The organism is Pseudomonas sp. 1 (assembly GCF_056626735.1).
Map to the genome: position 1 here is coordinate 14,446 of NZ_JBWXMQ010000025.1, position 16,777 is coordinate 31,222.

15 protein-coding genes and 1 pseudogene are annotated in these 16,777 nt (G+C 60.4%); 7 read left to right on the forward strand and 9 right to left on the reverse strand.

Going from position 1 to position 16,777, the window contains the following annotated elements; all coding sequences use genetic code 11:
• Positions 1–36 precede the first annotated feature (36 nt).
• Positions 37–1,362, reverse strand: coding sequence for a sigma-54 dependent transcriptional regulator (locus AC1MDC_RS26705; RefSeq protein WP_085696359.1), 1,326 nt, complete (start codon positions 1,360–1,362; stop codon positions 37–39).
• A 345-nt stretch (positions 1,363–1,707) separates the two neighbouring features.
• Between AC1MDC_RS26705 and AC1MDC_RS26710 the strand changes: the two genes are divergently transcribed.
• The 3 genes from AC1MDC_RS26710 to nhaB all read left to right on the forward strand — a co-directional run bounded on the left by AC1MDC_RS26710 (position 1,708) and on the right by nhaB (position 5,126).
• On the forward strand, positions 1,708–1,974 hold the full coding sequence (locus AC1MDC_RS26710; RefSeq protein WP_011334006.1) for a hypothetical protein: 267 nt from the start codon (positions 1,708–1,710) through the stop codon (positions 1,972–1,974).
• A 285-nt stretch (positions 1,975–2,259) separates the two neighbouring features.
• Entirely contained in the window at positions 2,260–3,549 is a 1,290-nt protein-coding gene (locus tag AC1MDC_RS26715; RefSeq protein WP_085696360.1) for an NHL repeat-containing protein, read from the forward strand.
• A gap of 74 nt (positions 3,550–3,623) precedes the next feature.
• Positions 3,624–5,126 (forward strand): sodium/proton antiporter NhaB, encoded by a 1,503-nt coding sequence (nhaB, locus tag AC1MDC_RS26720; protein ID WP_085696362.1) that lies wholly within the window; start codon positions 3,624–3,626, stop codon positions 5,124–5,126.
• Positions 5,127–5,170: 44 nt separating this feature from the next.
• On the opposite strand, the gene AC1MDC_RS26725 is transcribed toward nhaB, so the two are convergent.
• The 3 genes from AC1MDC_RS26725 to gnd are packed head-to-tail and all read right to left on the reverse strand — an operon-like array spanning position 5,171 to position 8,477.
• Positions 5,171–5,980: a Cof-type HAD-IIB family hydrolase gene (locus AC1MDC_RS26725; protein WP_085696364.1), complete on the reverse strand. Its 810-nt coding sequence runs from the start codon at positions 5,978–5,980 to the stop codon at positions 5,171–5,173.
• Positions 5,977–7,500: a glucose-6-phosphate dehydrogenase gene (zwf, locus tag AC1MDC_RS26730; RefSeq protein WP_480394050.1), complete on the reverse strand. Its 1,524-nt coding sequence runs from the start codon at positions 7,498–7,500 to the stop codon at positions 5,977–5,979. Before zwf ends, AC1MDC_RS26725 begins: the two co-directional genes overlap by 4 nt.
• Complete coding sequence (gene gnd, locus AC1MDC_RS26735; RefSeq protein WP_085696368.1) at positions 7,497–8,477, reverse strand: phosphogluconate dehydrogenase (NAD(+)-dependent, decarboxylating); 981 nt, start codon at positions 8,475–8,477, stop codon at positions 7,497–7,499. The genes zwf and gnd overlap by 4 nt, the downstream gene beginning before the upstream one ends.
• 274 nt (positions 8,478–8,751) lie before the next feature.
• Here gnd and AC1MDC_RS26740 point away from each other — a divergent pair, with 274 nt between their 5' ends.
• From AC1MDC_RS26740 to AC1MDC_RS26755, 4 genes are all read left to right on the forward strand, one after another.
• Positions 8,752–8,934, forward strand: a complete 183-nt coding sequence (locus tag AC1MDC_RS26740; protein ID WP_007957508.1) for a DUF6026 family protein — start codon at positions 8,752–8,754, stop codon at positions 8,932–8,934.
• 213 nt (positions 8,935–9,147) lie between these two features.
• Positions 9,148–10,896 (forward strand): phosphoethanolamine transferase CptA, encoded by a 1,749-nt coding sequence (locus tag AC1MDC_RS26745; protein ID WP_085703054.1) that lies wholly within the window; start codon positions 9,148–9,150, stop codon positions 10,894–10,896.
• Positions 10,897–11,042: 146 nt separating this feature from the next.
• A complete protein-coding gene (locus tag AC1MDC_RS26750; protein ID WP_480394051.1) occupies positions 11,043–13,289 on the forward strand; it encodes a TonB-dependent siderophore receptor in 2,247 nt (748 codons plus the stop codon).
• Positions 13,290–13,473: 184 nt separating this feature from the next.
• On the forward strand, positions 13,474–13,680 hold the full coding sequence (locus AC1MDC_RS26755) for a hypothetical protein (RefSeq protein WP_085696375.1): 207 nt from the start codon (positions 13,474–13,476) through the stop codon (positions 13,678–13,680).
• 84 nt (positions 13,681–13,764) lie between these two features.
• Here the strand turns inward: AC1MDC_RS26755 and AC1MDC_RS26760 are convergent.
• From AC1MDC_RS26760 to AC1MDC_RS26780, 5 genes and pseudogenes are all read right to left on the reverse strand, one after another.
• Positions 13,765–13,860: pseudogene (locus tag AC1MDC_RS26760) on the reverse strand (GNAT family N-acetyltransferase); the annotation flags it as partial.
• A 26-nt stretch (positions 13,861–13,886) separates the two neighbouring features.
• Positions 13,887–14,468: a DinB family protein gene (locus AC1MDC_RS26765; RefSeq protein WP_085703056.1), complete on the reverse strand. Its 582-nt coding sequence runs from the start codon at positions 14,466–14,468 to the stop codon at positions 13,887–13,889.
• Between the two features lie 18 nt (positions 14,469–14,486).
• Complete coding sequence (zapE, locus tag AC1MDC_RS26770) at positions 14,487–15,605, reverse strand: cell division protein ZapE (RefSeq protein ID WP_227235484.1); 1,119 nt, start codon at positions 15,603–15,605, stop codon at positions 14,487–14,489.
• Between the two features lie 22 nt (positions 15,606–15,627).
• Complete coding sequence (locus AC1MDC_RS26775) at positions 15,628–15,969, reverse strand: nuclear transport factor 2 family protein (RefSeq protein ID WP_085696381.1); 342 nt, start codon at positions 15,967–15,969, stop codon at positions 15,628–15,630.
• Positions 15,970–16,020: 51 nt separating this feature from the next.
• Positions 16,021–16,737, reverse strand: a complete 717-nt coding sequence (locus AC1MDC_RS26780) for a helix-turn-helix transcriptional regulator (protein WP_085683779.1) — start codon at positions 16,735–16,737, stop codon at positions 16,021–16,023.
• Positions 16,738–16,777: the final 40 nt, after the last annotated feature.

Sequence of the window (16,777 nt, forward strand, 5' to 3'; positions counted from 1 at the left end):
CCTTTTCAGCTTCCCGGGCTCAGGAAGCGCCGCGCCCTAGCGGATCTGATGCTTGTGCAGCAAACGGTAGAAAGTCGGCCGGGAAACCCCCAGCACTTTGGCGGCAACGCTGAGATTGTCGCTGTGCCGGTTCAATACATCGCACAGCGCCTGGCGTTCAGCGCGGATCTTGTAATCTTCAAGCGTACCCATCGGTGCCGCGATCGACTGCTGGCTGATCAGCCCCAGGTCTCGGGCCTCGATCTGTCGCCCTTCGGCCAGCACCAGACCCCGACGCACGCGGTTGGCCAGCTCACGGACATTGCCCGGCCAGTCGTGCTTGCCCATGGCGATCAGCGCGTCTTCGCTGAAACTGCGCGGACGACGGCCGGTTTCGTGACTGTAGAAGTGGGAGAAATGGTTGGCCAGCATCGACAGGTCGCCGTGACGCTCGCGTAACGGTGCGGTGACGACTTGCAGCACATTGAGCCGGTAGTACAAGTCCTCGCGGAAACGCTTTTTCTCGATCGCGGCTTCGAGGTCGACGTGGGTCGCCGCCAATACCCGCACATCCACCGGGATCGGTTGACTGCCACCGACCCGTTCAATGTGTTTTTCCTGAAGGAAACGCAGCAGATTGGCTTGCAGCTCCAGCGGCAGATCACCGATTTCATCGAGAAACAACGTGCCGCCGTTAGCCGCTTCGATCCGGCCGATCTTGCGCTGATGGGCGCCGGTGAAAGCGCCTTTCTCATGGCCGAACAGTTCGGACTGGATCAAGTGCTCGGGAATCGCACCGCAGTTGATCGCCACGAAGGGTTTGCTGTGGCGTTGCGACTGCCGGTGCAGCGTGCGGGCGACGAGTTCTTTACCGGTTCCGCTTTCGCCGCGAATCAGCACTGGCGACTCGGTGGGCGCCAGTTTGCTCAACAGTTTGCGCAGCTCGCGGATCGGTTTGCTGTCGCCCAGCAGCTCATGTTCGGGCTGGTCGACGTGAATCGTGCCCTGACCGCGCAGACGCGCCATGCCGAACGCCCGACCGAGGGTAACTTGCACCCGTGATACGTCGAACGGCAAGGTGTGGAAATCGAAAAACCACTCGCAGACGAAATCGCCGACGTTCTGCAAGCGCAACACTTCCTGATTCAGCACGGCGATCCATTCGGTGCCGCTGCGGCTGATCAGCTCCTTGACGGCTTCGGGACGTTCCAGGTGAAAAGGCTGCAACCGCAACAAGCCGACGTCGCAGCTTCGGTCGGCGGCATTTTCCAGGCTGCAACTGTCGACGTCCCAGCCCACGGCACGTAAACCCGGCAACAATCGGTGACAATCGTCGCAGGGGTCGACGACCAACAAACGTCTTAAGGCAGGCGCTTCGTTCATGACTGTTCCTTGGCGCCAAATTTCAGGAAATGATCGTAAAAACAGTCATTTGGCAGGCCTGACTGTTACGTTAGCAAGAATTTGACGGCGTCTTGTATCGATTGCTTATAAATGTACAAGTGAACCAGTTATAAGAAGCCACTTTATTAGTTAGCTATCGACTTAAATCTTTCGCCAGGCTTTCAAAACCTGTCTGAAGATTGAGTGTATGAAAGAAAGTCGAAATTTCTTCAGATTCTGTGTGACCCGCCAGCGGGTTGCGTGCATCAGTACAAGTAACTCGCCGTACGGTAAGCCCAACTGACGGCCGATCACTTGATTGGGCACTAATAGAGAGAAGATCCCATGACCGCCCCGCTCCGTATCAACGAAGCTCTTTTGATTGCCAACCGCGCATTTGAACCTTTTCAATGCGTCGCCTGGGCCCCACAAGACGGCAATGGCGAACTGAGCCTGACCGTTATCGACCGGACCAATTCCCACATCGGTCGCACCCAGATCCCGAGCAGCGCCTACTCCGATCCGGCGCAACTTGAACACCTGCTGCAACAGGCCCGCGCCGAACTGAGCGAAGAAGGCTATGCGCTGCAATCCTGGTCGATGCCACACTGATATTGGCGGGCAATGCGGATGACGTTCAAGTCATCCGCCCTCTTCTGTTAGTTGCGGATCCTTTTCCAACTTCAGTCTTTTTGTACAACTTTCCTTAATACTTTCGCGCCTCGATACTTGGCAGGCTTGCGACTGGTTCAAAAAGACACTGTTCTGGCACAGTGCGACCCTCCACCTGTTAGTTCTTACAGTTGTACTAGCGAGTGTTCAGGGATTGAATGTTTCGCTCATGCAGTTACCCGTTCCGCTTCCCGGAAACCGGTCGACTCGCAAGGAGAAGCATGCATGTCAACCCAGACAGCCATCGCGCTGCCGACGCTAGCGAATAACGCCGGACAACTCGACAAGAACTTTTCCAGCAACGGTGTGGCGCAGGTTTACTTCGTCGGAAGTATGTCCAGCCTGACTCAGAGTGTGGCGCTCGATGCGCAAGGCCGAATTCTGGTCGCCGCCAAGGTAGCTACTGCACAAGGCAGTCGTTTCGGCCTGGCGCGCCTGCTCGAAGACGGCTCGGCGGATCTGGGCTTTGGTTTTCAAGGCAGCGTGATCGGCCAGTTCGCCGCCGGCTTCGAGGCCACCGGCAGCAAGGTTCAGGTCTTGCCCGACGGACGAATCCTGCTGGCGGGCCTGCACTACGAATCAGAGCATCGCACTCTGCCTGCCCTGGCCCTGTTCGATACCCAAGGTCGGCCTGACCCGGACTTCGGTGACAATGGCCAGCAAATTGTCCGCCTGCCCGGCGACCTGTCCATGGGCACCCGCGATGCCTGGTTGCCGCCAGGCGTTCCAGGCGCCGAAGCCTGCGATTTTGCAGTGCAGCCCGACGGGCATATCCTGCTGATCGCCAACCATCACTTCGAGCTCGCCGATCACGTCGGCATGCTGATCCGCCTCAAACCCGATGGCAACCTTGATCCGTCGTTCAACGGGCGCGGTTTCGTCATGGTTCGTCACTTGCTGCTCAATACCTGGCTCGGCGCTCTGCTGTTGCAAGAAGACGGCAGAATCGTGGTGGCCGGCTCCATCGACTTTCCTCAGGAAGGCCTGCTCACCCGCTATCTGCCGGACGGGCGGCTCGATGAGCGTTTTGCGGTGGACGGTTTCATGGCCTTCAAAGCCCAGGGGCACAGCGCGCTGGTCACCCAGGTCATCGAATCGGCGGAGCATTTGCATTGTTTTGGCAGCAGCCGCGATCCGATTCGATGCATGGCGCTGTCCGTCCATGGCAACGGCCGCCCCGACCTGCATTGCAACGGTGGTCAGCCGCACCTGCTGGAAATCGCCTTCAGCGGCTGCCAATGGAGTGCCGCGCAGGTGATGCCGGACGGGCGCATCATCGCGGTCGGCGCAACGATCGGCGGGGTCGAAGCCGACTTCATCGTCGCCCGCTATCTGGCGAACGGCAGCCTTGATCGAGGTTTCGGATCAGGTAATGGCTGGTTGCGCACACGACTGGGGCGCAGCCTCGATACCGCCACCTCGCTGGCGATACAGCCTGACGGCGGCATTCTGGTAGGCGGCTATTCACTGGATGGCAACTACCGCGCACTGGTCGCGCGTTATCTGAATCACTGATGCGAACCTTCTCACACTTGATCTTGCCCATCGCTTACGGCAACTTGCGTGCTTCTTAAAACAAGGAGCAACCGATGTCCGGTTCGATGGCTCAGGCGTTCGCGCACAACTTTCTCGGGCATTCGCCCCGCTGGTACAAGGCGTGCATCGTCGGGTTTCTGATTCTCAACGCACTGGTGCTGTGGACCGTCGGCCCGGTCGCGGCCGGCTGGTTGCTGGTAATCGAGTTCATTTTCACTCTGGCCATGGCGCTCAAGTGCTACCCGCTGATGCCAGGTGGCTTGCTGCTGATCGAAGCGCTGCTGCTGAAAATGACCACGCCCCAGGCGCTGTACGAAGAGTTGCAGCACAATTTCCCGGTGATTCTGCTGCTTATGTTCATGGTCGCCGGCATCTACTTCATGAAAGACCTGCTGCTGTTCCTGTTCTCGCGCCTGTTGCTCGGCGTGCGTTCGAAGGCGCTGCTGGCCCTGATGTTCTGCTTTTTATCGGCGTTTCTTTCGGCGTTTCTTGACGCGTTGACCGTGACCGCGGTGATCATCAGTGCCGCTGTGGGCTTCTATTCGGTTTACCACCGAGTGGCCTCCGGCAACGACCCGCGCCAGGACAGCGAATTCAGCGATGACCGCCATCTGCCCCAGTTGCATCATGATGACCTGGAACAGTTTCGCGCGTTCCTGCGCAGCCTGTTGATGCACGGCGCTGTCGGCACCGCACTGGGCGGCGTCTGCACCCTGGTCGGCGAGCCGCAGAATCTTCTGATCGGCCACGAAATGGGCTGGCACTTCGCCGAGTTTTTCGTGAAGGTCGCCCCCGTGTCGCTGCCGGTTCTGGTTGCGGGACTGGTGACCTGCCTGCTGCTGGAAAAACTGCGCTGGTTCGGCTACGGCACGTTGCTGCCGGACAACGTACGTGCGGTGCTGGCCAACTACGCCGCCGAAGACAATGCCGAACGCACCCCGCGCCAACGTGCCGCCCTGCTGGTGCAAGGCTGCGCTGCGCTGATCCTGATTGCCGGGCTGGCGTTCCATATCGCCGAAGTCGGCTTGATCGGCCTGATGGTGATTGTGCTGATCACGGCCTTCAGCGGCATTACCGACGAGCATCGTCTGGGCAATGCCTTCAAGGATGCGATGCCGTTCACTTCGCTGCTTGTGGTGTTCTTCGCCGTGGTGGCGGTGATTCACGATCAACAACTGTTCGCGCCGTTGATTCAGTGGGTACTGACATTGCCGGCCGATCAGCAGCCGGGGATGCTGTTCATCGCCAACGGCCTGTTATCGGCCATCAGTGACAACGTGTTCGTCGCCACGATCTACATCACCGAGGTGAAACAGGCGTTCCTGTCCGGACACATGAGTCGCGAGCATTTCGAGACACTGGCGATTGCGATCAACACCGGCACCAACCTGCCGAGCGTGGCCACACCCAATGGCCAGGCGGCGTTCCTGTTTCTGCTGACGTCTGCGATTGCGCCGCTGGTGCGGTTGTCCTACGGGCGAATGGTGTGGATGGCATTGCCCTACACCATCGTGATGGGATTGCTGGGCTGGTATGCCGTGAGCTACTGGCTGTAAAAACAACAACGGGAGCCATCGGGCTCCCGTTTTTTATGCATCGATCAACGCGGCAAAATGTATTTCTCGATCGCCTGCGCCACCCCGTCCTCGGTGTTCGGCCCGGTGACCACATCGGCCTGACGCTTCACCGCGTCCTCGGCCTGCCCCATGGCAATCGCCAAACCGGCGACATGGAACATCGCCGGATCATTGCCGCCGTCGCCAATTGCCACCGTCTGCGCCATTGATACGCCCAGATGTTCAGCCAGCGTCACCAGCGCCGAGCCCTTGTTGGCCTCCAGCGCCGTCACGTCCAGATATACCGGTTGCGAGCGCGACACCTGTGCCATGCCCTCGACTTTCGGCAGCAACCGCGCCTCCAGCTCGATCAGCAGTTCCGTATCGCTGCTGGTTGCCACGATCTTGTCGATACGCTGCAGATACGGCTCGAAACTCTCCACCACCACTGGCGGATATCCGAGCCCGTGCTGCTCACGCGGGACCATCGGCCCGTGAGGATCCTTGAGCAACCAGTCGCCGCCGCTGAACACCCAGATTTCGACATCCGGTTGATCGGCGAACAATGCCAGTGCGGTCAACGCTGCCGTCGCGGGCAGGAAATGAGCCACCAGAATGCTGCCGTCCGGATTGACGATCGTGCCGCCGTTGAACGCTGCTGTCGGCAGGTCCACGCCCAAGGCCTCGATCTGTTGCAGCATGGCTTTGGGCGGACGCCCGGTGGCGAGGCTGAACAGCACGCCCGCCTCGCGCAGCGAACGGACCGCATCAATCGTGCGCTGACTCAGGCTGTGATCGGGCAGCAACAGCGTGCCGTCCATGTCGCTCAACAGAAAACGGATCGGTTCGCTCATCCCAGACCATGCCAGACGCGACCATCGCGAATCAGCAGATCATCGGCGGCTTTCGGCCCGTCTTCGCCGGCGGCATAACCCTGCACACTGGCATCCTGCTGCCAGGCGTCGAGGAACGGCTGCACCGCGCGCCAGCCGTTCTCGATGTTGTCAGCGCGCTGGAACAGCGTCTGGTCACCGGTCAGACAGTCGTAGATCAGGGTTTCGTAGCCGGTGGACGGCTGCATTTCAAAGAAGTCCTTGTAGGCGAACCCCAGCTCGATGTTGGCCATGTTCAGCGCCGGCCCCGGCCGCTTGGCCAGCAGGTCGAACCACATGCCTTCGTTGGGCTGGATCTGGATACGCAGGTAAGTCGGCTGCAATTCGTCGACTTCGGTATCCCGGAACTGCGCATACGGCGCCGGTTTGAAGCAGATGACGATCTCGGTATCGCGCACGCTCATGCGCTTGCCGGTGCGCAGGTAGAACGGCACGCCGACCCAACGCCAGTTGTCGATCATCACCTTGAGCGCCACGTAGGTTTCAGTGGTGCTTTCAGGGGAGACGTTTTTTTCATCGCGATAACCGGCCACCGGTTTGCCCGCGACTTCACCGGCGCCGTACTGACCGCGCACCGAGTTTTCCCGTGCTTGCTCGGTGGTCCAGGGCCGGATCGCACCGACTACCTTGGCCTTCTCGCCCCGCACCGCATCGGCGCCGAACGCGGCCGGCGGCTCCATCGCCACCATGGCCAGCAACTGGAACAGGTGATTGGGCACCATGTCCCGCAGGGCGCCGGTGTGTTCGTAAAAACTGCCACGGGTTTCAACGCCGACGGTTTCGGCGGCGGTGATCTGTACGTGGTCGATGTAGTGATTGTTCCAGAACGCTTCGAACAGGCTGTTGGAGAACCGGCTGACCAGAATGTTCTGCACGGTTTCCTTGCCCAGATAGTGATCGATCCGGTAGATCTGCTTTTCCGACATGACCTTGAGCAGGCAGGCGTTCAACGCCTCGGCGGTTTGCAGGTCGGAGCCGAACGGTTTTTCGATCACCACCCTTCTGAACGCTTCCGGGTTTTCCTCGAGCAACCCGGCGCTGCCGAGACGGCGCACCACTTCGCTGAAAAAACGTGGCGCGGTGGCCAGGTAGAACACCGCATTGCCGGTGCCGCTTTCGGCGATTTTCGCCGCCAGGGCTGAATAGGTGCTGTCGTCCAGGAAGTCACCCTGGACGTAGCTGATGCCTTTGGCGAGCTTGGCCCACAAGGCTGGATCAAGGATCTGATCGCCCTTGCCGACCTTGGCTGCCACTTCGGTACGGATGAAGTCTTCGAGCTTTTGCGCGAAGGCTTCATCGGTGATGGCGTTGTGGTCAACGCCGACGATCCGCAGATTTTCGTCAAGCAAGCCGTCGCGACTGAGGTTGTACAGCGCCGGCATCAGCAAGCGCTTGACCAGGTCGCCGTGGGCACCGAACAAAAACAGCGTGGTCGGTGGTGCGGGTTCTGCCTTGGATTTTCTGCGGATCGTATGGGTCATTTCTTCGGAGTCTCCACGTGGCCGCCGAAGCCGAAGCGCTGGGCCGAGAGGATCTTGTCGCCGAAAGTGCCCTGGCCGCGGGAGCGGTAGCGCGAGAACAGCGAGTTGGAAAGCACCGGTACCGGCACCTTTTGTTCCATTGCCGCTTCGATGGTCCATTGGCCTTCGCCGCTGTCGGCCACGGAGCCGGAGAAACCGTCGAGTTTCGGGTCGACCGCCAGAGCATCCGCAGTCAGGTCGAGCAACCAGGACGACACCACACTGCCACGACGCCAGACTTCGGCGATGTCGGCCACGTTCAGGTCGAAACGCTGATCCTCCGGCAGAAGCTCGCTGGACTTGGTCTTGAGGATGTCGAAACCTTCGGCGAAGGCCGCCATCATGCCGTACTCGATCCCGTTGTGGATCATCTTCACGAAGTGACCGGCACCGGCAGGACCGGCGTGGATGTAGCCGTGCTCGGCACGGTGGTCATCGGACTTGCGGTCCTTGGTGCGCGGAATATCGCCCATGCCCGGCGCCAGCGCGGCGAACAGCGGGTCCAGACGCTTAACAGTCTCGGCATCGCCGCCAATCATCATGCAGTAACCGCGTTCCAGGCCCCAGACGCCGCCGGAGGTGCCGACGTCGATGTAGTGCAGGCCCTTCTCGGCCAGAGTCTTGGCCCGACGGATGTCGTCCTTATAGTTGGTGTTGCCGCCATCGATAATGGTGTCGCCCGCTTCGAGCAGATTGCTCAGGGTTTCGATGGTGTCTTCAGTCGGTGCGCCCGCCGGCAACATGACCCACACCGCACGCGGCTTGGCCAAGCCTGCGACCAGTGCAGGCAGATCGGCGACGCCGGTAGAGCCCTCGGCGGCCAGGGTGTCGACAAAGGCGGTATTGCGGTCGTAAACAACGGTGGTGTGACCGTTGAGCATCAGACGTCGCGCAATATTGCCGCCCATGCGGCCCAGTCCAATAATCCCGAGTTGCATGTGCTGATGCTCCTTACTACAAATAAAAGTGTGTCAAAGGTTATAGCCCAACGTGACTCATGGAGCTTAGTCCAGAGCGTCGGTGTGAAGTTTCCGGGCATTGTGCCCGATCCAGAGTGATAACGTCGGGAAACGTGCCGAAGACACAACGACCATGAAAAATAAAAAAGTTCCATTCACGAGCAAAAGAAATCAAAATCGGCGCCGATAGCAGATCAAGGCTCCAGACCGGGGGCTGATCTGCAGTTGAGACACGCCATTTGCGAGGTGAGCAATGGGCACAGTACACACAGCAATGCCGCCACAAACCCTGTACGTCACCATCCGTCGCGATGAATTGCGTCAGTTGAAAGATGAACGCGACCAGCTCAAGCAGGAACTCGCGCAATTGCGCCTGCTGACCCAGGGCGCCGAGCCACAGCCCCTGCCACGCGTACAACGCTCGCCGCACGCCTGATCTCCCCTGCCCGATTCGGGAACGGCCTCAGCTGTTCCCGACATACTGCTCCCCCCACCGATTTCGGCAATTAACAAAGTTTTCACAGACCCTTGTTGATACTCGCGCGCATTCTGGCCGTGCGTGTCTGCGCATGGCCTCCGTTCGTCGGTTTCATGCGCCGTTTTCATGTGGCGCCCGGCGTTGGATGTAACGACAGAGCTGGAGTGCTGAATGGCGGTGTTCAAACGCAGCAATACGACTGCGACAGGTTTCGACTGGGCCGGTTTGATCTGGCTGTTCGTGTTTTTCTGGTACTTCTCCGGTATCACCCAACTGCTGATCCAGCTGACGGGCACCTCAGGGTTCACCGGGTTCCGCCAGGCCTTCGTGATGAGCGCCGTATGGCTCGCGCCGATGCTCCTGTTCCCCAAGCGCACCCGTCTGCTCGCCGCGCTGATTGGCGTCGTGCTGTGGGCCTGTTCGATGGCCAGCCTGGGCTACTTCTTCATCTACCAGCAGGAATTCTCGCAGAGCGTGATTTTCATCATGTTCGAGTCGAACGTGTCCGAAGCCGGCGAGTACATGACCCAGTACTTTGCCTGGTGGATGATTCCGGCGTTCCTCGCACACACCGCGTTCGCGTACTTCCTGTGGACCCGACTGCGTCCGGTGTACCTGCCCCGTGGCCGGGCGTTCGTGGCCGCCATGGCGATCCTGGTAGCCGTGATCGGTTATCCGCTGGTCAAGCAGACGATGCGCACCGGCAGCTTCGCCGGCGGATTCGAGAAATTCGAAACCCGTATCGAGCCGGCAGTGCCTTGGCAAATGGCAGTGGCGTATCACCGTTATCTCGACACCTTGGGCGAAATGCAGAGCATGTTGCACAGCGCGAGCAAAATCCCGCCGCTGCATAACCTCAAGGACTCGGGCGCCAACCAGCCGGCAACCCTGGTGCTGGTGATCGGCGAATCCACCAACCGCCAGCGCATGAGCCTCTACGGTTACCCGCGTAAAACCACGCCAGAGCTGGACAAGCTCAAGGATCAGCTGTCGATCTTCGACAATGTCATCACCCCGCGCCCTTACACCATCGAGGCGCTGCAACAGGTGCTGACCTTCGCCGACGAAGAAAATCCGGATCTGTACCTGTCCACGCCGTCGCTGGTCAGCATGATGAAACAGGCCGGCTACAAAACCTTCTGGATCACCAACCAGCAGACCATGACCAAGCGCAACACCATGCTCACGACCTTCTCCGAACAGGCCGACGAGCAGGTGTACCTGAACAACAACCGCAACCAGAACGCCGCCCAGTACGATGGCGACGTGATCGAGCCGTTCAACAAGGCCCTGGCCGATGCAGCACCGCGCAAGCTGATCGTCGTGCACTTGCTCGGTACGCACATGAGCTACCAGTACCGTTATCCGCCGAGCTTCGACAAGTTCCAGGATCGCAACGGCGTTCCGGCCGGCGTGCGTGACGATCAGGTGCCGACTTACAACAGCTACGACAACGCGGTGCTGTACAACGATTTCGTGGTCTCGAGCCTGATCAAGGACTACGCCAAATCCGATCCGAACGGCTTCCTGCTGTACCTCTCCGACCACGGTGAAGACGTGTTCGACTCGGTGGGCCACGGCACCCTGGGCCGCAACGAAAACAAGCCGACGGCGCCGATGTACACCATTCCGTTCATGGCCTGGGCGTCGCCAAAATGGCGCGAAAACCACGACTGGAACTTTGCCGGGGATCTGAGCCGGCCGTACAGCAGCTCGCACCTGATCCACACCTGGGCGGATCTGGCCGGTTTGAGTTTCGATGAACTGGATCGCAGCAAGAGCCTGGTCAGCGACAGCTTCAAGCCGCGTCCGCTGTTGATCGGCAACCCTTACGAACGCGAACAGCGAGCCCTGATCGACTTCAGCCTGATGAAGCCGAAAAAACCCGTCGCCAATGTCGCAGAGGTGGTAAAGCAATAATCAAGAAAGGGCCGGAAACGGCCCTTTCTTCATACAGATGAAACATCTTCAAATAACAATATTTCTCGTTTGACACTAAATCGCACCGCTCACCTTCGTCTTTGAGCAAACGGAATTTTTCCCTCGAAGACAAGGAGTCGGCTGCGATGCTCGCGCCCATCACCCGTTCCATGACCCTCACCCTCGGTCTGTGCAGTGTGGCACTGAGCCCGGACCTGCTGGCTGAAACCGCCGCCGGACAGGCGCCGGAGCCCGCCGGTACGACACTCGAACTGGCCTCCACCAGCGTCACCGCCCAAGGCCTGGGCAGCAACACCGAAAACACCGGCTCCTACACCACCGGCGCGATGAGCACCGCGACCAAGCTGACCCTGTCGATCAAGGAAACCCCGCAATCGGTGTCCGTGGTCACCCGCCAGCAGATGGATGATTTCAAGCTCGGGACATTGTCCGAAGCCATGAGCCAGACCACCGGCATCGTGGTGCAGCACAACGATTCGGATCGGGTCAGCTATTCGTCCCGCGGCTACTCGATCAACAACTTCCAGATCGACGGCATGCTCAATACCTTCAGCTACATGAAGAGCGATGCCGACACCATCATCTACGACCGTATCGAAGTGGTTCGCGGCGCGACCGGCCTGACGACCGGCGCAGGCGACCCGTCTGCCACCATCAACATGGTGCGCAAACGTCCCACCGCACAATGGCAGGCTCAGGCCGGCGTCAGTGGCGGCAGCTATGACGATTACTACAGTTACGTCGATGTCGGCGGCCCTCTGGCGTTTGACGGACGCCTGCGCGGTCGCAGTGTGCTGGCCTATCGCGACAGCGGTTCGTTTCGCGACAAGTACGCCCTGCAACGGGAAGTCGGCTACGGCATCCTCGAAGCGGATCTGACCGACTCGACCGTGCTGGCCGTCGGTTACGACTATCAGGACAAGCAGGTGCAAGGCACCTCGTGGGGTACCACGCCGTACTGGAATGCCGACGGCAGCAAGGCCGGCCTCGGTCGCTCGACCAACATGGCGACCTCATGGAGCTCCTGGCCATTGCGCGACAAGACCGCGTTCGCCACCCTCGATCAGCAACTGGCGGCCGGTTGGCATCTGAAGGCGGCCTACACCCACCGCAAGAGCGACGGTGACGGCAAGGTCTACTATGCCGGCTCCGGTTACCCGGAACCCGACCGCAGCGGCATGACCGCGACCATCGGCCACATGATCGGCGACCAGAGCATGCGCGCCTATGACCTCAACCTGGCCGGCCCTTACTCGCTGTTTGGCCGTGAACACGAATTGATGTTCGGCTACGGCGAAGCCGAGCGCCGCTCGAACGACCCGTACAACGTTGATGGCCCGCGCGCATCCGATTACGAAAGCGTGCGCGACTGGAAATACATGGGCGGCATCAACAAATTCCCCGACACCACTACCAGCCTGCCGAGCTTCAAGGACAGCACTCGGCAAAAGGCAGGCTACCTTGCGACGCGCCTGAGCCTGACCGATGAATTGCACGCGGTGTTGGGCAGTCGCTACGGCAGCTGGGAGGCCTCGAGCAAGACCTACGCCTACGATCAGAGCCTGCAACTGACTGGCGTCGATGCCAGCAGCCAGCGACACAACGACATGTGGACGCCGTACGCCGGCCTGCTGTATGACCTGACGCCGGAATACACCGCGTACGTCAGCTACACAGACATTTTCAAACCACAGGGCGTGCGTGACGCCAGCCGCAATTACATCGATCCGGTGGTTGGCAGCAACTATGAAGTGGGGCTCAAAGGCAGCTTGCTGGAAGAACGCCTGAACGTCTCCACCGCCGTGTTCTGGAGCAAGCAGGACAACGTCGCCGAGCTCGATGAGTCCGCGCTGCCCGATCCGGACACCGGCGAGCAGTTCTACAAATCAGGCGGCAAGGGCAACAAGGTCAATGGCTTCGAAGCCGAAGTCTCCGGTGAAGTCCTCGACGGCTGGAACATGACCGCCGGTTACACCTACACCCACTCGCTCAACGGCGAAAAACAGCGCAGCAACACCAATCAGCCGCTGAACCTGTTCCGCCTGTCCACGACCTATCGCCTGCCGGGTAACTGGAACGCCCTGACCGTAGGCGGTGCCGTGAACTGGCAGAGCGATGTGTACGGCAATTCCAAACGGCCGATCGGGCGCGGCGCGAACGGCCGGATCATCACTGAACCGGCGCGCATTCGTCAGGAGGCGTACACCGTGGTCAAGCTGATGTCGCGCTACGAGTTCGACAAACACCTGTCGGCATCCCTCAACGTCGACAACCTGTTCGACAAGAATTATTACGACAACGTCGGCTTCTACAACGGCGTGTTCTGGGGCGATCCTCGCACCGTGACGCTAAGCCTCGACTGGAAACTCTGACGCCCTTCCCTTGCAACCTGCACGCGTCATTCACGCGTGCAGCGTTCGTCCGATACGCAGTGGAAACACCCTGTAAAACCTAGACTGAACAAGCGTTAACCGCTTGTTAATGCCCTCGGCCGACACTGCGCCCGAGGACCTGATTCATGGATGAACGGCTCCGACATTTTTCGAAGGAGGCACCATGAAAACCACCACTGCAATCCTTGCTGCTCTACTCACCCTCGCATCCGCCAGCGCATTCGCCGAAGGCGGCGCCGAGCGCATGAGACATTACTGGGCCAATTTCCCGGTTCACTCCGCACAAAGCCAGCAGGCTGACACGAAGACCAACGAGCTTCGGGTTCCGGACGACCAGACCGCCCAGGTCACCGAGTCCTATCGCCCTTGAGCGAACACTTTACCGATGGACCTGCGATGGCTCCGCTCTGGCCTCGCAGACGACAGTTTGGGCGCCCATTCCGGGCGCCCTTTTTTATGCCTGAAGGTCCTTGATCCAGTACAGCATGCGCCCGTGATCAGGGTCGAACATGCCCGGCGCGAAGCCGAATTTGGCATAGGCGGTTTGCGCAAGGCCCCGGCCACAACCCGGCGTTTTCAGTGACCCCAGATGAGTTCTTCGGTCCAGCCCAGTTCGGCGAAATCCTCGGCTCGCAAACTTGACTCACCGGCACAGAAAAACTCGTCCAGTTGCGGCGGTTTTACCGACGTACCGCTGAGCATCGCGTGGACCTGCCCACGGTGGTGGATCTGATGCTCGAACAGGTGGGAAATCATCCGCAGGCGGCTGTCGTGTTGCGGCGTGTCGCGAGCGATGGTGACGAGACGCCCCAGATCGGCATCGCGCTGTTGCTCGCAGTAGGCGATCAAGCGGCGGTCGACATGTGCCTGTTCACGGCGCAAGGCCTGCGCCTCGGTGAAGGGCTCGTCAGTGTTGAAGAACACGTAACAATCGGGATGTGGCTCATCTGCGCGCAACTCGCGCTCCAGCGCGTCGACGTAGAACCAGTCGCAGGTGAGGATGTGGTTGAGGGTCAGGCGGATGCTCGGGAAGAAACTCACCCGTGGCGCTGCCAGCTCGGCGTCGTCGAGCTGGCTCCAGGCCTTGGCCAGTCGATGGTTGGCCCAGGCATTCTGATAAGCCATGGTCAGCAAATGGTGGGACAGTGGCTGAGTCATGTCGCGCCCTCCTTGTTTTCAGGTCTCGGCGAAGCGTTGCAGCTGCATCTCCTGTAAGCGGCTGAGGGTCCGGCGGAACGGGAATTCCAGATAACCCTCGGTGTACAGCGCGTCCATCGGCACTTCGGCCTCGATGTACAGCGGCACCTTGCGGTCGTAGCACTCGTCGACCAGCGCGATAAAGCGGCGCACGCCGTCGTCATGCACCGACAGCTGCGGCAATTGGCGATCGCCGGCCACCACCCGTTCCGCGCCGTCCTCAGTGCCACGGGCGATCCGCCCTTCGCGTTTTTTCGCGCTGAGGTTAGGCACCTCGCTCAACAGGATAGCCCGGTAGGTGTCGCACAGCGCGATGAAATCCATGGCGGCGAACGGTTGCTCGCACAGCTCGGCGTAACGGCACCACAGCACCGAATCGCTGGCCTGCACCACGTTCAGGGCGCGGTAACCGACCGGCACCGGTTCGGTACTGACGGTGTGCCCGGCGGCCAGGGCGTCGAAGACCTGGCTCAGCGCGCTCTCCTGCCCCGAAGTGGCGACCCAGTAGCGCTGTTCGATGGCGCCGGGATGCAATCGGTGATCTTCGGCACCATTCACCGCGACCACTTGCATGTGCTGCTTGATCGCGGTGATCGCCGGCAAAAAGCGGTCGCGGTTGAAGCCGTCGGCATACAGCTGATCCGGCGGCAGGTTGGAGGTGCAGACCACCACCACGCCTTCATCGAACATCACCTGAAACAGCCGCCCGAGAATGATCGCGTCACCGATGTCATTGACGAACAGCTCATCGAAACACAGCACCCGCACCTCGGCCGCCAGCTCACGGGCCAGGGCCCGCAATGGATCGGCGATCCCGGTCAACTGAAACGAACGCTGATGGACCCAGCCCATGAAGTGATGAAAGTGCTGCCGCCGCGCCGGCACCCGCAGGCTTTGGTAGAACTGATCCATCAGCCAGGTCTTGCCGCGCCCGACCGGGCCCCACAGGTAAACGCCGGTGACCGAACGGGCACCGGCGTGCAGGGCTTCATGGCATTTTTGCAAGGCCCAGACCGCGTGTTCCTGGGCTTCATCCTGGATGAAACCCTTATGGTCGACGGCGTATTGCCAGGCGCTCAGGGGAGAGTCGAAAGTCATGCGCGGCAGTATGCCACGATGGCTACGCGGAAATATCCAGCCGTGCGATTTTGCCCTGCTCGTTCAGGCGAAAGGTGTAGCGCAGCTCCAGCGGGCTGCCGGGAAAGGTCCCGGAAATCAGCCCTTGCACCAGCACTTTGCCGGTGCGCTGCTGCACACCGAGCACTTCGACCCGTGGCTGATAGCGCCGGGCGGTGTCTTGCATCCAGTCGGCAATGGCCTGCGGGCCGACCTGATGATGGCCTTCGTCGAACACATGGGCATCCTCGGCAAAAAAACTGCCGACCCGGGACGTATCGCGAGCGTTGGCGGCGTTGATGTATTCAACGATGGCCGGGGCGAGTATCGAGGTGGGATGGAACATGATTACAGCTCCTTTTTTCGGGTTCTGTCGCCATCCTAGAACAGCCCTGCGTCAATTCTTGTCAGGAGTGAAACGGCCGTTTTCGTCCAGTTGCATCTGCCGCTGCCAGGTGCGCAACAGGTCGCTGCGACGCCCCGGATAGCGCTCGCCCTGCAGGCTGGCGGCGGCGATCCGGTCGGTGCGAAAGGTGCGATAGGCGCCGCGCAACTCACACCACGCGACGATGATTCGCACCTCGTTGAGAAAGCCCAGCGCCAGCGGCCAGATCAAGCGCTGGCTCTGGACCTGCTGCGCATCGGCGTAATCGATGTGCAACTTGGCCTGATCGCGAATCGCGTGGCGGAAAACGTTCAAGGGCACTGCGTTTTGCGGAAAACCGTAACCCGGTGGCCCGGGCATGACGGTCGGATTGCGCAGCGCTTCCTGAGCCTGCGGGTCCAGCACTGCCGCGATTTTCGCCAGTGCATCCGCCGCGGCCTTGCTCAGTACCTCGTCACCACGCTGATCGACATAACGCAGGCCCAGCACGATGGCTTCGGTCTCGTCAGCGTTGAGCATCAGCGGTGGCAGAAACAGACCGCTGCGCAACACGTAACCGATGCCCGCCTCACCGTGGATCGGCGCACCCAGTGCGGTCAGTTCGGCGATGTCGCGATAAAGGGTGCGTTCGGAGATTTCCAGCTCGGACGCCAGCGTCGCGGCGGTCACCGGACGTTTCTTGCCGCGCAGCACTTGCAGCAGGGTCAACAATCGAGTGGTTCGCGACACGGTGTGAGGCTCCGGGCAAAAATTTGCCGGAGCTTAGCAG